Annotated in this window: 9 protein-coding genes; 4 read left to right on the top strand and 5 right to left on the bottom strand. The window is 71.5% G+C overall.

Annotation, left to right across the window (positions count from 1 at the left end):
• Window positions 1-83: 83 nt before the first annotated feature.
• The 3 genes from glmS to AB0H12_RS01590 all read right to left on the bottom strand — a co-directional run bounded on the left by glmS (window position 84) and on the right by AB0H12_RS01590 (window position 3236).
• The gene (glmS, locus tag AB0H12_RS01600; RefSeq protein WP_499620018.1) at window positions 84-1907 is read right to left on the bottom strand and encodes a glutamine--fructose-6-phosphate transaminase (isomerizing); all 1824 of its coding nucleotides are present in this window, start codon (window positions 1905-1907) and stop codon (window positions 84-86) included.
• 28 nt (window positions 1908-1935) lie between these two features.
• Window positions 1936-2217: a hypothetical protein gene (locus AB0H12_RS01595; protein ID WP_499620016.1), complete on the bottom strand. Its 282-nt coding sequence runs from the start codon at window positions 2215-2217 to the stop codon at window positions 1936-1938.
• Window positions 2218-2348: 131 nt separating this feature from the next.
• On the bottom strand, window positions 2349-3236 hold the full coding sequence (locus tag AB0H12_RS01590) for a phosphotransferase (protein WP_499620014.1): 888 nt from the start codon (window positions 3234-3236) through the stop codon (window positions 2349-2351).
• Window positions 3237-3679: 443 nt separating this feature from the next.
• Here AB0H12_RS01590 and AB0H12_RS01585 point away from each other — a divergent pair, with 443 nt between their 5' ends.
• The gene (locus AB0H12_RS01585) at window positions 3680-5971 is read left to right on the top strand and encodes an effector-associated constant component EACC1 (protein WP_499620012.1); all 2292 of its coding nucleotides are present in this window, start codon (window positions 3680-3682) and stop codon (window positions 5969-5971) included.
• A 48-nt stretch (window positions 5972-6019) separates the two neighbouring features.
• Here the strand turns inward: AB0H12_RS01585 and AB0H12_RS01580 are convergent, their stop codons facing one another.
• Window positions 6020-7027, bottom strand: a complete 1008-nt coding sequence (locus AB0H12_RS01580; protein ID WP_499620010.1) for an NAD(P)-dependent alcohol dehydrogenase — start codon at window positions 7025-7027, stop codon at window positions 6020-6022.
• A gap of 149 nt (window positions 7028-7176) precedes the next feature.
• Window positions 7177-8100 carry an alpha/beta hydrolase family protein gene (locus AB0H12_RS01575; protein ID WP_499620008.1) on the bottom strand — a complete coding sequence of 308 codons (924 nt, stop codon included), beginning with the start codon at window positions 8098-8100 and terminating at the stop codon, window positions 7177-7179.
• Window positions 8101-8235: 135 nt separating this feature from the next.
• Here AB0H12_RS01575 and AB0H12_RS01570 point away from each other — a divergent pair, with 135 nt between their 5' ends.
• From AB0H12_RS01570 to fxsT, 3 genes are read left to right on the top strand one after another with little or no spacing between them, the layout of a single operon-like run.
• Window positions 8236-10188: an MDR family MFS transporter gene (locus AB0H12_RS01570; RefSeq protein WP_499620781.1), complete on the top strand. Its 1953-nt coding sequence runs from the start codon at window positions 8236-8238 to the stop codon at window positions 10186-10188.
• Window positions 10189-10236: 48 nt separating this feature from the next.
• Window positions 10237-11730 (top strand): VMAP-C domain-containing protein, encoded by a 1494-nt coding sequence (locus AB0H12_RS01565; RefSeq protein WP_499620006.1) that lies wholly within the window; start codon window positions 10237-10239, stop codon window positions 11728-11730.
• Between the two features lie 28 nt (window positions 11731-11758).
• Window positions 11759-15538 (top strand): FxSxx-COOH system tetratricopeptide repeat protein, encoded by a 3780-nt coding sequence (gene fxsT, locus AB0H12_RS01560; protein ID WP_499620005.1) that lies wholly within the window; start codon window positions 11759-11761, stop codon window positions 15536-15538.
• Window positions 15539-15546: the final 8 nt, after the last annotated feature.

Here is a 15546-nt window from a genome sequence, read left to right as displayed (position 1 = left end):
CCCGCCGGATGTGAAGCGATAGCGATCCCCGATGCCGTCACGCGAATGGCCGAGCCGAACGGCCCGGCCTCACCCCCGACGCGCTACTCGACGGTCACGCTCTTGGCCAGGTTGCGCGGCCGGTCGACGTCACGGCCCAGCGCGTGCGCGAGGTGGTACGCGAACAGCTGCAACGGCACCGAGAGCGTGATCGGGGCCAACGCGTCGTGCGACTTCGGCACCCGGATGACGTCCGTGGCCAGACCGGGCGGCAGCTCGGCGTCGGTGACCGCGATGACCGGACCGCCCCGTGCCTTGATCTCCTCGATGGTGGCGGTGTTCTTGGCCAGCAGCTCGTCGTCGGGCACCAGCACCACGGTCGGCATCTCGGGGTTGATCAGCGCGAGCGGCCCGTGCTTCAGCTCGGACGCCTGGTAGGCCTCGGCGTGCACGTAGGAGATCTCCTTGAGCTTCTGCGCGCCCTCGCGCGCGGCCGGCCAACCGCGCACCCGGCCGACGAAGAACATGTGCCGCGCGCCGGCGTGCTTGCGGGCGATGGCCGCGATCTCGTCCTCGGCGGCGAGGACCTGCGCGATCTGGTGCGGCAGCTGCGACAGCCCGGCGACGAGCCGCCTGCCCTCCGTGATGGACAGGTCGCGCACGCGGCCCAGGTCCAGCGCCAGCATCGCCAGCGCCACGGCCATCGTGGTGAACGACTTCGTCGCCGCCACGGACACCTCGGGGCCCGCGTGCAGGAAGATGCCGTGGCCGCACTCGCGGGCGATCGTGCTGCCGACCGCGTTGACCACGCCGATGACGTGCCCTCCCTTGCGCTTGAGCTCCTGCACGGCCGCGAGCGTGTCCAGGGTTTCACCCGATTGGCTGATCGCGACGTACAGCGTGTCGGGGTCGACCACGGGGTTGCGGTAGCGGAACTCGGACGCGGGCTCGGCGTCCGCCGGGATCCGGGCCAGCTCCTCGACCAGCTGCGCGCCGAGCTGACCGGCGTAGTACGCCGAGCCGCAGCCGAGCAGCTTGACCCGGCGGATGCGCTGGTAGTCCTGCGGGGTGAGGCCGACGCCGTCCAGCCTGGCCGAGGAGAACCGGTGGTCCAGCCGCCCGCGCAGGCAGCGGTCCACCGCGTCGGGCTGCTCGCGCATCTCCTTGTACATGAAGTCGGGGTGCTCGCCCAGCTCGTACTCGGCGCTCGCGACGTCGATCGCGGTGGGGGAGCGGGTGGTGCTGGTGGCGCGGGCGTCCATGGTGGACGTGCGGTAGCCGTCGGCGGTGACCGTGGCGATCTCGTCGTCGTCCAGGTAGATCACCTGCTGGGTGAAGCGGACCAGCGCGGTGACGTCGGAGGCGACCAGCATCTCCTGCTCGCCGACGCCCAGCACGACCGGGCTGCCCCGACGCGCGGCGACCAGCTCTCCCGGCCGGTCGGCGTCCATCACGATCACCCCGTAGGTGCCTTCGACCTGCGCCAACGCCTCCCGCACGGCGTCTTCGAGGGTGTCCGCCGCGCTGCGGGCGACGAGGTGGGCGAGGACTTCGCTGTCGGTGTCGGAGGCCAGCGCGACGCCGTCGGCCGCCAGCTGGGCGCGCAGCCGGTCGGAGTTCTCGAACACGCCGTTGTGGACGATGGCGACGCGTCCGGCGGCGTCCACGTGCGGGTGGGCGTTGCGGTCGGTCGGCTCGCCGTGGGTGGCCCACCTGGTGTGCGCGATGCCGGTGCGCCCGGCGGCGCCGTCGGGAACGGCTTTGCGCAGGTCGCCGACCCGTCCGGCGGTCTTGACGACCCGCAGCCCGTCGTCGTCCGCGACCGCGACGCCGGCCGAGTCGTAGCCCCGGTACTCCAGCCGGTGCAGGCCCTCCAGCAGCACGGGGACGGCGTCCCTCGGACCCACGTAACCGACGATTCCGCACATGTCCGGTGATCTCCCTCTTGACGTCGACCTAGCCGTAGACGATCCGGCGCAGCTGGCGCTCGGACAGCGGCGGCGCGGCCACCGGCCGCACGTCCAGCTCCTCCCGCAGCACCGCCCAGATCCGGGCGTTGCCCAGCCCGTCGCGCCGCAACTCGGCGTGCCGGCGCAGCACGTACTCCTCCGCCGTCTCGACGAAGTAGCCCATGACGTCCGACACCACGCGCCGCGCGAGCGCGGGAGGCAACCCGGTTGTCCTGACCACGTGGCGGGCGAGTTCGTCCGGCACCTCGTCTCCCACGGGCTCCAGCATGGCCACAGCCAACCACCGGTCCAAATGCCGTGCCCGGATTCGGGCACAGCCGACCCGCGACCACGGGTGACCGCGCGCAACCGGGTCGTCCCCGGGATCGCGGGGACTCGAGGTGTGGTCGCTCGCCGATCTCACGTGACCTTCGGCGACCCCGGCAGGCCGCCCACGCGCCTGTTCATCGTGTCGAGTGTCGGCCAAGGAGGGCCGTCGTGCAGCGCGCGCAGCATTTCTTCTCCGAACAGCCTCCCGTTCGGGAACTGGTCGTCAACCTCCCAGCGCCACGCCGCGACCATCGCGAGGACGAGCTGTCGGCACTCGTCCAGCAGTCCCCGGTCGACGTTCGGGTAGTGCTCGCAGACCGCCTCGGGAACATGGGCGAGGTCGAACTCGACGGGGCCGCGGCAGCACGTCTCGAGGTCGATGAACAACGGGCCGTTCTTCGTGCTGAGCACGTTGCCCGGATGCGGCTCGCCGTGGAGCAGCTGCTCCACGGCGCCGCGCTCCTCGATCGCTCGTCGCAGGCCCGCCAGCCTGCCGCCGAGGAAGACGCGCTCCGCGCCGGCGAGCTCCGGCGAGCGATCCGGGTCGGCAACGACTTCTTCCGCCTCCGTGATCCGGTCCGTGAACCGCGGGCTCGGCATGTCGACCTCGCGCATGCCGACGTGCAGCAGCTCCAGCGCCTTAGCGAAGTCGACCGGTGAGACAGGAGGTGTCACGGGCTCGTAGTAGGTCCACAGCGTCACTGCGAAGCCATCGCTCGTGCGCACACGCGGGCCCGCCTGAGGGTCCAGGGGACACACCGGGCTCCCGACCTCGGTGAGCCGCTGAGCGAGTTCGACTTCGAACTGCGCGACCTCTTGTCCCACGGGTGCGACCCGGGCGAAGACGTCGCACGGCGTCAGCCGCAGAGCCAGCTTGTTCGAGTTGTGGAGCACGAGTGCGCCGCTGACCGGCAGGCCGAGCGATGCGGCGACCGAAGTCGCAGCCGCCATCGCACGCGTGACGTCGGACATCTCCATTCTCGAATCCTGGCACGTCCGATCCGCCCCCGGCACTGCTCATCCGCGGCGACACCACCCGCGGGTGGCCGGGACACACCTGGTCTGGCCGCTCTTTGCGGCACGGGTGGTGTGGCGGGTCATTGGCGGATCATGACTTGACCGAATGGCTGGGGAAGTGAACTGAGTTTTGACCCGGTCGAAGTCGACGTGGTGACCGAGAATCGTGAGCGAGACCCCAAGCCGGGTGCCGGGCGGGGCGGACCGGTGGCGGCTGCAGCGCGGCGGAGTGGGACGTCGTCCGCGACGCGGTCGACCGGGAGAGGTGTCCGGCCACGAGCCGCTGTCACGGCTTCCTCACCGTTGCGCCGACCTCGGGATCGGTTCACCCGCCTGTGCCATAGTGGGCATCGATCCGAGGTTCTCGTGTCGGCTGCCCTTGTTCGGTGTTGCCTGGGGAGAAGATGGACATCGAGTTAAGGTTCGAGGTCGCCGACGGCAATGACGGCTCCCCCGACGACCTGCGGACGCTTTACCGGCATTTGGCCGATCACCCCGAACTCCAGCAAGACGCGCGGATCTTCATCCAACGGGAGCCGGTGAAGCCCGGTGAGTTGGGCGCCGCGGAGATCGTGCTGGCTGTCGTGGCCACGGTCGCGGGCGTCGGGCAATTGGCGGTCGCCATCCGGGCCTGGCGCGACGCGCTGAAGCGTCCGACGAGTGTCCGACTCGTCGTGCCCGAGGAGCACCGGGACATCGCCCGCGTGGTCTCCGACGCGTTGCGCGGACCGGTGGAGGCGCGCCACCGGTCCGAAGGCGCGACGACGATCGGCGCCAGTCCCCTCGGGCGGATCGACCCGGACAGATCCGCCTGCGTGCTCATCGGCGTGGACCGCTACGACGACCAGGAGTTGCCGTCGTTGCGCGCGGTGTACAACAACGTCGAGCAGCTCCACGACGTGCTGACCGACGAGGAGATCTGGGGCGTCAAGCCCGGTCGCATACGCAAGGTGCACAACCCGCGGACCCCCACGGATCTGGTCCGGCCGATCAGGGAGATGTCCGAACTGGCCACCGACACCCTGATCGTCTATTACGCGGGGCACGGCCTGAAGGACCTCCTGGAGGACGAGCTCTACCTGGCCCTGCCGAACTCGGTTCCGGGACAGCCGGAAAGCGCGGTCCGCTACAAGGCCGTCAAACAGGCGATAACGCAGAGTCGCCAGGCGCAGCGCGTGGTCGTGATCCTGGACTGCTGCTACAGCGGTGTCGCGATAGACGGCGGTATGGCGACCGCGACGGACGACATCCGCGTCGACGCCGGCGTCGACGACGTCCGCGGTTCGTACCTGATGTGCTCCGCGGCGCCCAACCGCAAAGCACTCGCGCCGAGCGCCGACGTCTGCACCGTCTTCACCGGCGAACTGGTGGACGTCCTGCGTGGTGGCATTCCCGAGGGGGCCGGGCTGGCGCTCAGCTTCGGCGTGGTCTTCCGGGAGGTGCGAAGAAGACTGAGGAGGGACAACCGCCCGGAACCGCAGGAACAGGACCAGAACCAGGTCGGCGACCTGCACTTCGCGCACAACGTGGCGCTCAGGACGAAGCCTGCTCCCGACGTGGCGGCCCCGGCGCGGACCACGCGTCGTCAGCGGGTCCGGCGCAGGCTGGTGTTCGCGGCGGCGGTCGTGGCGGCCGCGGTCGCCGGCGCCGCCGTGCCGAGCTTCGACTGGTGGCGCGAACCCGGCGGGCGGTGCTCGCCGAACGCCACCCTTCTCAGCTATTCCGACGAACTCGACAAGATCGAGGTGAACGGCGAGGGGGTGACCGGCCTGTCCGCGATCGCGCTCACGGGTGAGTCGAGCGCACTCGTCCTCGCGGACAACGAGCCCGGCCGGGTCTTCCCCCTGACGTTGGGCAACCCGGAGGACCTGACCGTCTCCGCCGGAACCGGTCGGACGCTGCGCAACCGGGACAACGAGCCGTACACCGGCGGTATCGACGGGGAAGGCCTGGTGATCGAGCCGGGCACCGGCACGATGCTCGTGAGCTCCGAGGACGGCCCGTCGATCCGCCGCTTCCCGGTCAACGGCGGGCGCGAGATCGGGGAGCCCATCGCCGTGCCGACCACGTTGCAGGATCCGCCGACCGGCTCCGCGCACACCGGCCGCACCATCGAGTCCCTGACGGCGACACCCGGGGGCGATTACCTCTACGCGGGCTGGGAGGCGCCGCTCAACCGCGACGGCGACCAGCGAGGACGCAGCCGGATAAGGATCCAGCGCTACCAAGGCGAACCGGGCGGCACGTACACGCCGGACCGCCAGTACGCGTATGAGACCGACGCGGGGCTCTACCTGACCGAACTCGCAGTGGTCGAGCAGGACCGGTTGCTCGCCCTGGAGCGGCAGTACGTGGCAGGGCTCGGCAACGCCGTCAGGGTCTACGACGTGAACCTCGCCGACGCCGAGGACGTCACCGCCAAGCCCTCCCTGGCCGAGGACACCGCCGACGTGTTCGTGCCCCGCACGCTGCTGTTCGACCTGGCCGACTGCCCCGCCGGCAGCCCAGGCCGGGTCGCCGTCAAGGAACCGCAGGCCAACCCCTTGCTGGGCAACGTCGAGGGCATGGCCGTGGGCCCGGCGGCGACCACCGGCGCCGAGCGGGGAACGCGCCTGCTGTACCTGATCACCGACGACAACGACAACAGCGTCCAGATCACCCGCCTGTACGCCTTCCGCATCACGCTCCCCGACTGAGCCCTCATCGGCTCCCGGTCGCTTTCGGGTCGGGTTCGTGTTCCGGGGTCAACCCGACTGGTCGACCGTGATGACGACCTTGGCCCGGGCGTGCTCCAGTTCGAGGTACCGGACGGCCTCCGGGGCCTCGGGCAACGGGTAGGTCCGGTCGATGACCGGGACCACCTCGCCCGACTCGGCCAGCCCGGCCAACGTCGCCAGGTTCTCCCGGCTCGTCTTCGTGTTCAGCGCGGCGAAGCGCTGGCTGACGAAGCGGGACGTCAGCGCGGCCTTGACGCTCAGGGCCATGGGCCCGACGAGGCTGCCGCCGTCCGACACGCCGCCACCGCTGAGCACCAGGACCCCCTCGGGCGTCAGGGCCCGCCGGAGGTCGGTCAGGGAGCGGTTCGCCACGAGGTCGAAGACGACGTCGTAGCGCTGCCCGCTCGCGGCGAAGTCCTCCTTCTTGTAGTCCACGACGTGGTCCGCGCCGATCGCCCGGAGCAGGTCGACGTTCCTCGTGCTGCACACCGCGGTCACCTCGACGCCGAACGACTTGGCGATCTGCACGGCGAACGTGCCGACGCCGCCTGAGGCCCCGTTGACCAGCATCCGCTGTCCCGGTCGGGCTTCGGCCAGGTCGCGCACGCCCACGAGGGCGGTGTTGCCCGCCAACGGCATCGCCGCCGCCTGCTCGAACGTCAGCGCCGCCGGTTTGCGCGCCACCGACTCCTCCGGCGCGCACGCGTACTCGGCGAACGCCCCGTCGGCGAAGCCGAGGTCGCCGAACACCTCGTCACCGGGCCGGAACCGGCTCACGCGCCGGCCGACCGCCTCCACCCGACCGGCGAAGTCACGACCGCGGATCCGCCGCTTGGGGCCGGACCAGCCGAAGGCCGCCGGCATCACCAGGCGCGCGAGGCGCGGGTCGCCGCGCATGATGTGCCAGTCGGCCGCGTTGACCGATGCCGCGTGCACCCGCACCAGCACCTCGTCATCGGCCGGTGTCGGGGTGTCCACCTCCGCCAACCGCAAGCGGTCCGACGAGCCGTAGCGGTCCTGGACGATCGCCTTCATGGGGGCCTCCGTGGCGTGCGGGGTGCGTGGCCGGCCTGCCGGAAGCGTCGGCTCTGGCGGCGACGGTAGAGGAGCGCACGCCGTGCGGACATCAGGGAGGAACCCTAAGGGGGGCACGGATTTCGCCGCACGGGAGGCAACCGGCGTCCTCAGCCGGTGCGGGCGGTGAGCCAGCGGGTCAGGGTGTCGAGGTAGCCGGGTGCCAGTCGGCCGCCGTCGACGAGGACGCGGTGGTCGGCGCCCGGGAACACCTCGACGGTCAACGTCGCCCGCGGGTCGCGGTCGGGGTGCGCGGCGGCGGCGGTGAACAGCTCGACGCTGTCGGCGACCGGGACCAGCTCGTCCGCGCCGCCGAAGACGGCCAGTTGCGGGCAGCGCAGGCGCAGCGCGTCCGGGATCGGGTCGTGGTCCAGCTTGCGCTTCATGGACTCCCAGAGGCGCTCGTCCACGTCGGCCCAGTTCTCGACGAACTCGGGCGGCGTCGGCTCTTCCTCGAACCGCCGGTTCGCCTCCGCGAAGTCGGCGTCGCGTCGACCGGCTTCGACCACGCGGTCGTACGCGGCCAGAGCGGCGTCGACACCCTCGTCGGTGACGCCCTCGACCCGGCTCAGCCAGGTGGCCACCGCGTAGCGGTCCTGGACGGCGTACGTCATGCCCGGCGTGCCGCTGGTGACCACCCACGGCACGCCGTCGCGCAGGGTGGCCGCGCGCAGGACCACCCCGCCGCCCTCGCTGTGGCCGAACAGCCCAGCGGCCTCGGCCCGCACGCCGGGCTGACCGCGCAGGAAGTCCAGCGCGGCGGCGGCGTCGGCGGCCAGGTCGGCGGGCGTCGAGTCGCGCCAGTCGCCGGACGAGCCGCCGACGCCGCGCTTGTCGTAGGACAGCACGGCGAACCCGGCGGCCACCAGGTGCGCGCGGATCGCCGGGAAGTAGCCGCCGTTGTCCCGGTCGGACGGTCCCGAGCCGCCGACCATGACCACGCCGGGCGCCGGCTCGCCGATGCCGGGCGTGGTCAGCGAACCCGCCAACGTCACGCCTGCGCCGGCGACGGTGATGTCGCGGAGGTTCCCCATGCGGTCGAGTATCACCCGGCCGTGGTCGTGGCGGGCGGGTGCGCGGCGGCGGTTTTATCGTCGGGCCGGGAGGTCCACGTGGTCGAACGGGTGGAGGTCGGGCGCGGCGCGCGGCGCGCGGTGGTCGCGGTGATCATGCTCGGGATGCTCCTCGCCGCCCTCGACCAGACGATCGTGGCGACCGCGCTGCCGACCATCGTCAGCGACCTCGGCGGCGGCGGGCACCTGTCCTGGGTGGTCACGTCCTACCTGCTCGCCGAGACCGTCATGACCGCGCTGATCGGCAAGTTCGGCGACCTGTTCGGCCGCAAGCGGGCGTTCCTGACCAGCGTCGCGCTGTTCCTGGTCGGTTCGTTCCTGTGCGGTTGGGCCGATTCGATGACCTGGCTCATCCTGGCCCGCGCGGTGCAGGGGCTCGGCGCGGGCGGGCTGATGGTGACGTCGGCCGCCGTCATCGCGGACGTCGTGCCACTGTCGGAACGCGGCAAGTACCAGGGGTTCATCGGCGCGGTGTTCGGCGTGGCCACGGTGGTCGGCCCGCTGCTCGGAGGCCTGTTCGTGGACCACCTGAGCTGGCGCTGGGCGTTCTACGTCAACCTGCCGCTCGGCGTGGTGGTGCTGGCCGTCGGCGCGTTCGCGCTGCCCGGCGTTGGTGCGCCCGGTTTGCGCGGCACCGCCCGGCCGAAGATCGACTACATGGGCATCCTGCTCGTCTCGCTGGCCGCGACCGGCCTCACCCTCGTCACCAGTTGGGGCGGCGTGGAGTACCCCTGGGCGTCGCCGACGATCATCCTCATGGCGATCGGGTCGGTGATCGCGCTCGGCCTGTTCGTGGTCGTGGAGAACCGGGCCGCCGAGCCGATGCTGCCCATGCGCCTGTTCCGCGACCGCGTGTTCACCGTGTGCGTGGTGCTCAGCTTCGTGGTCGGGTTCGCCATGCTCGGCGGCGTCACGTTCCTGCCCACCTACCTGCAGTACGTGCACGGCGCGTCGGCCACCCGGTCGGGCCTGGAGATGCTCCCGCTCGTCGTCGGCCTGCTCGTCGCCTCGATCACGACCGGCAACGTGATCAGCAAGACCGGCCGCTACCGGGTGTTCCCGCTCGTCGGCAGCCTGCTCATGGTCGGCGGGCTGCTCCTGCTGTCCCGGCTGCAGCCGGAGACGTCGTTCTGGCAGGCGTCGACGTACATGCTCGTGCTCGGCCTCGGTGTCGGCATGTGCATGCCGGTGGCGATGGTGGTCGTGCAGAGCACCAGCAGCTACGAGGACCTCGGCGTGGCCACGTCCGGGGTGAGCTTCCTGCGCACGCTGGGCAGTTCGTTCGGCGTGGCGGTCTTCGGCACGGTGTACGCGAGCACCCTGCCGGACAACCTCGCCGCCGCCGTCCCGCCGGGCGTCGACCCGGCCGCCGCGGCGAACGTGCAGGCCCTGCACGCCCTGCCGGACCAGCTCAAGGCCCCGATCATCGCCGCGTACGCGGACACCCTGCACCTGGTGTTCCTGTCCGCCGCGCCGGTCGCCGCGGTCGCGTTCCTGGTCGCCCTGTTCCTCAAGGAAGTCCCGCTGCGCGACACCGCCCGTGCCGCCGCGACCGAGGTGGGCGACAACTTCGCCGCGCCGCACACGTCCGACTCCGGGGACGAGCTGGAGAAGCTGGTCGCCCTGATCGTCAGCCGCGAGCGCCGCGACCCCACGCCGGACGTGTTGAGGGACTCGGGCGTCCCGCTCACGCACGCCCAGGCGTGGCTGGTGGTCAAGGTGTTCCGGCAGAGCGTCGACCACGGCGAAGCCACCCTCGAACGGCTGGCCGAGGCCACCAAGGTCCCCGCGGGCGTCTTCGAACCGGTGGCCCGCCAACTCCAGACCAGGGGCTACCTCACGGAATCCGACGCCCGCTACCGCTTCACGCCTCAGGGCACCGAGGTGTTCGCCGACCTGGTCGCCGCCTGGCGCCGCTGGCTGCTCGTCAAGCTCACCGACTGGCACTGCGACGAGCCCGAGTTCACCGACGCGGTCGACCGCGTCGCCACCGAACTGACCACCAGCGGCCGCTCCCTCACCACGGACCGCCACGCCGCCGTCGGGTGACCGCATTTTGCGGAAAACCCCAGTTGCGCCTGTGTAACAGTGACGACCGTGAGCCAAGGCGCCCAGATCCGGTTGCAGGGTGAGATCGTCGCGGTGCTGATGCGCTGCGAGTGCCTGCGCACCGACCAGGGGCGCGCCATGCTGGTGAGCCTGTTGTCCGACGCCCTCGAAGAGCCCGTGTCGCTGGAGGGTTACGAGGTCCCCCTCCAGTTGCTCGGCGTCGTCCGGCGCTGCCGCCGCCACGCGGGTGGGCTGCGCGACCTGGTGGAGTGCCTGAGGGTGATGGACCCGTACGCGCCCGAACTCACCGAGCTGGGCGACCTCGGCGACGAGTGGGCCGCGTGCCGGGCGTTGCCGATCAAGGACTGGGACCGGATGGCCGAGCTGCTGAAGTCCGTGCGCTTGGCCGACGACCCGTTCGACGAGCGCCGCGAGTTGCGTCGCTTGGCCGGCGTGGCCACCGATGGCCATTGCGACGACCTGCCGGTGCGCTGCCGCTCGGTGTGGTCCCTGTTCCTGCACCTCGCCGACCACAACGCGCGCCCCGGCGCCCTGCCGCCCGCCATGGTGCTGGTCGACCGCCTCGCACGCGGGCTCGGGGACGGGGTCGTGGCCGAGCAACTGCTCGGCTGCACTCGGCAGCTCGCGGAGACGTTCGGGGTGACCGACCTGGTCGAGCCGGATCGGTGGCGCACCGCACGTGCCTCCGAAGGTGACGGCGACGTGGTGCACCTGGTCTTCGAGGTCGACCCCCTCCCCGCGGGCGAGGACGAGGTGGTGCTCTCGCACTGGCTGCACTGGGAAGGTCACGGGTGGCACGGCCGCCGTCGTGGTGACGCCGCGGTCCGCCGGGAGGACCTGGAAGGGGAGGTCGACCGCGTCATCGCGACCTTGGAAGCCGAGTTGGGTGTCACACCGGCTGCCGAGACGGTGAGCGCGATCGTGATCGAGTTCGTGCTGCCTTGGGAGATGGTCAACACCGCGGTCGAGTTCTGGCCGAAAGCGTCGCCGTCCGACGCCACCGTGCCGCTCGCGGTGGATCACCCCGTGCTGGTGCGGAGCCTGGAGCGGGCGAGGGCGCAGCGGTACTGGTTGGCGTGGAAGCGGCGTTGGAGCGCCGTTTCGGGTGAAGGGGCGCGGCCGTACTGGAGCCTGGCCGACGGCGTCCGCGACCTCACCGGCATGGCGGTGGAGCTGCACGACGCCTCGATCGTGTCCCTGGTGCTCAGCGAGCCCCCTGGCGATCGCCGGGGACGGGCGTGGGACGAGGCCGCGATGGCGTTGCGCGCCGGGATCCCGATCATCATCTGGGACCGCGAGGACTGTTCCAGCAGCCACTTCCACGAAGCCGTGACCAGTCTGTTCGCCGCCGGCGCGGTGCGACGGTTACCGCACCGGTTGGCCCAGTTGCGTCGGGAGGCGCTCCTGGCGGAGAACTCCGACGAGCCGCACGCCGGCCGGACCCTCGCCGTGCTGTGGGACGACGCGGAACGCCTGCCGAATCCCCTGACCTCCGATCGAGGTCCCTCGGGACGCGGTTGAGCCACGGGAGGTTCGGAAGGTGTGCGCCATGCGCGAAGGCTCCCACGAGTGGACGGCGGACCGGCTGCGGGACGTGCTCGCCCCACTCGTCGGCGGGTCGCACGATCTCGTGGTGGCCGTCGACGACGGTCCGGCGATGTCGATCTGGGCGTCGACCGTCGAGGACTTCACCCGAGCGCTGGCCGAGTCCGGTGTCTTCGGGCGCGTCACCGTGTGTGCTTTCAGCATCGATGACAGCGGTGCGGCGGAACTGCGCGACTCCGACGGAGGCGGCCCGCCGGAACGGGACGGGACGCAGCGCCGCCTGCTGCTCGCGCTGACCGACGCCGTCGATCCGGCCTGGCGCGCCGGCGGGGCGTGGGCGGCCCTGCGTGAGCTGGGCGCGGCGCACCCGGTGGCGGTGGTCAGCCCGTTGTCGTGGCCGATGGCCTGTCGTACAGGGCTGGACCTGCACCGCCTCCGCCTGCGGGCGGTCGAGCCGGGCGCGCCGAACCACCTCCAGGAGTGGGAACGGCAGGTGGACGTGCCGGGGTTGTACGACGACCTCGGCGACGCCGTGCCGATCCCGTTCGTGGAACTCGCTCCGACGGAGCTGGGTCGTTGGGCCGACCTGGTCGGGGGGAACGGGTGGGCGAACCTCGGCGCCGCGCTCGTGCCCACCGGGGCGGACCTCGTCTCGGTGCCGTTCCAGCGCCATCCGGGCGGCGTGTCGTACACCGCGGCGGAACTCGTCGCGGCGTACCGGGCCACCGCGTCGACCGCGGTGTTCGACCTGGCCGTGCACCTGGCGGCGGCTCCGCTGGAGGTGGAGCTCCTCGTGCGCATCCTGGAACGCCTGCACCCGGACACCACGCGTGCCGCGCTCTCCGAGTTCCTCGGTGGACCGCTGGTGTCGATCCCACCCGGGGAGGCGCGGGGCGACGTGGACCGGGCGGACTTCAGCTTCGTGGCCGAAGGCGTCCGGGGCGAACTGCTCGCGCACGGGCGTCGAATCGACACCGAGCGGGTGCGCAAGGTGGTGCGCCGCTACCTCGATGAACGCCGACCCGGGACCGGTGGGTTCGAGTCGGAGTTGGACGGCACGCGCACCTCGCCGCTGTCGTCGATCACCGCGCCGCCCCACGTGGCCGAAGCGGACCGGGCGATCCGGGCCGCCTGGTCGGGGGTGCACCTGCGCGATTCCCCTCCGGGAAGCAGGATCAGGCTGAAGTCGGTGATCAGCAGTGGTGCCGATCCCGAATTCAGCAGAGAGGGAGTGGCGGTTACCGCGGTCATCGAGGGGGAGGAGAGGAGGAAGACCCTCGCGTCGCCCGTCTTCGGCGGCGTGCCACCGAGGAACGTCGACTTCACCGGGCGGGTGGACCTCCTGGCCGAGCTGGGGCGGCGACTCGCCCGTGGCGCGACCGCGGCGGTGCTCCCCGAAGTGCTCCACGGCATGGCCGGCGCCGGGAAGTCGTACCTGGCCGTCGAGCACGCCTACCGCAACCGCGCGAACTTCGACCTGATCTGGTGGATTCCGGCGGCGCGGTCCGACCGGATCGTGAACGCCCTGGTGGAACTGGGCGAGCGGCTCGACCTCGACCTGAGCGGCGAGGCCGACGTCGCGGCCCGACAGGTGCTCGACGCCCTGCGCAGCGGCAACCACCCCAAGGTGCCGACCGCCTGGCTGCTCGTGTTCGACAACGCCGACGACCCGGACGCCGTGCAGCGGTACCTGCCGACGGGCGGCACCGGGCGGGTCCTCGTCACCTCGCGGAACTCCCGGTGGTCGAGCGTCGCGCGGCCGCTGGAGGTCGACGTCTTCCGGCGCTCCGAGAGCGTGCAGCTGTTGTGCCGGCGCGACCCGGACCTCGGCGAAGAGGACGCCGACCGGCTGGCCGAGGCGTTGGGCGACCTGCCGCTCGCCGTCGCGCAGGCGGCGGCGTGGCGCGCGCAGACGGGCACGCCCGCCGCCGAGTACCTGGAGTTGCTCGCCGAGAGGCGGCTGGAGCTGCTCGACCTCACGGCGACGCTCGACTACCCCGAGCCGGTGGCGGCGATGTGGGACCTGTCGCTGAACGAGCTCGAGCGCATGAACCCGTCGGCGTTCAGGTTGCTCCAGGTGTGCGCTTTCCTGGCGCCGGAGCCGATCAACCGCAGTGTGTTCGTCAACAGCCGTGAAATCACCGACGTGCCGAGCGAGCTTTCCCGGGTGCTGCGCGACCGCTTGCGGCTCAACGAGGCCATCCGTGACATGTACCGCTTCGCGCTGGTGCGCGTGGAGCACCGGACGAACTCCATCGAACTGCACCGCCTCGTCCAAGCCGTGCTCGTCGGCCGGATGGGCGAGGACGAGCGCGCGGCCATGCGCAACGCGGCGCACCTGATGCTGGGTGAGAACGACCCGGGAACGCCGAGGGAGTCGGAGAGCTGGCCGATCTACGCCGAGCTGAGCGCACATCTGGCGGCCTCCGACGCCCACGAGAGCGATGCCGCGTCGGTCCGGTCGCTGCTCCGCAACTACGTGCAGTTCCTCTACTGGTGCGGCGAGCGTGAGCGCAGTGCCCGACTGTCGGGGGACCTGTACCGGACCTGGCTGGCGCGGTCGGGGGAGGACGACCTCGACACCCTGTGGATGGGTCGCTGGTCCGGCTTCACGCTCGGCGTGGTGGGCCGACATGACGAGGCGGCGGCGATGAACGCGGAGATGCTGCAACGGCACCTGCGCGTCCTCGGCGAAGCGCACGAGCAGACCGTCGCCGCGCTGGCGAACGTCGTGGCGGACAGGCGGGCCGAGGGTGACTTCGTCGGCGCATTGGAGCTGTCGAGGCGTGGCTATGAGATCTGTGCCCGCCATCTGGGCGATGACGACACCGCGACCCTGGAAGCGGCGCACAACCTCGGCGCGGGTCTCCGCCTCGTCGGTGACTTCGTCTCCGCCATCAGGCTCGACGTCGAGACGTGGCGCCGCAGGGTCAGGATGCACGGTCCGGAGCACGAACTGTCGCTCCGGTCCAAGGTGGGCCTCGTCCTGGACATCCGGGAACTCGGCCACTACGAGGTGGCCTGCGCCGAGCAGGAAGAGATCGTCCGCGCGTACGAACGGCGCGGTGAGGGGCGCCCGCTCGACCCGGATCTGCTACCCGCCGTGCGTCATCTCGCCGTGGCGCGCCGAAAGGTCGGTGACCACGAGGGCGCGCTGGCCGCGGCGGAGGCGGCCTTCGAAGGCCTGCGTCGGCAGTACGGCCTCGACCACGCCGAGACACTGGCCGCCGCGCTCGCCTGTTCCATCGGGCTGAGGCGCCTGGGTCGCCACGAAACCGCCGCGCGACTCGGCCAGGAGACGCTGGCCCGGTACGCCCGGGCGTTGGGCCCCGACCACCCCCACACGCTGGGCGCGGCGGTCAACGTGGCGGTCCTGGCCCGGTTGATGGGTGATCCTGCGGGTGCGCGTGATCTCGACCGGGTGACGCTGCACGGGTTTCGCGCCCGCTTGGGCGAGGACCACCCGTCGACGTCGGCCACCCGGATCCACCTGGCCAGCGACCTGCACGGATCGGGCGACGTGCAAGGAGCCCACGATGTCGACGCCGAGGTGCTGAGCCGCGTGACAGCGGTCCTGGGCGCGGACCACCCCACGACGCTGGCCTGCCAGGTGAACCTCGCGCAGGACCTGCGGTCGCTCGGGCGCGCCGACGAGGCGGACGCGCTGCGCCGGCGAGCGGTGAGCGTCCTGCGCGAACGGCTCGGCGATCACCACTCGGCGGCGCTGGGACTGGGTGATCCCGACGTCCGGGTGGACTGCGACGTCGACCCGATGCCGCTCTGAGCCGGGTG

The sequence above is a fragment of the Actinosynnema sp. NPDC023794 genome (genome assembly GCF_040639675.1).
Classification (GTDB): Bacteria; Actinomycetota; Actinomycetes; order Mycobacteriales; family Pseudonocardiaceae; genus Actinosynnema; species Actinosynnema luteola.
The sequence above is the reverse complement of the archived record's forward strand: the minus strand, read 5'-3'. Positions and strand labels throughout refer to the sequence as shown.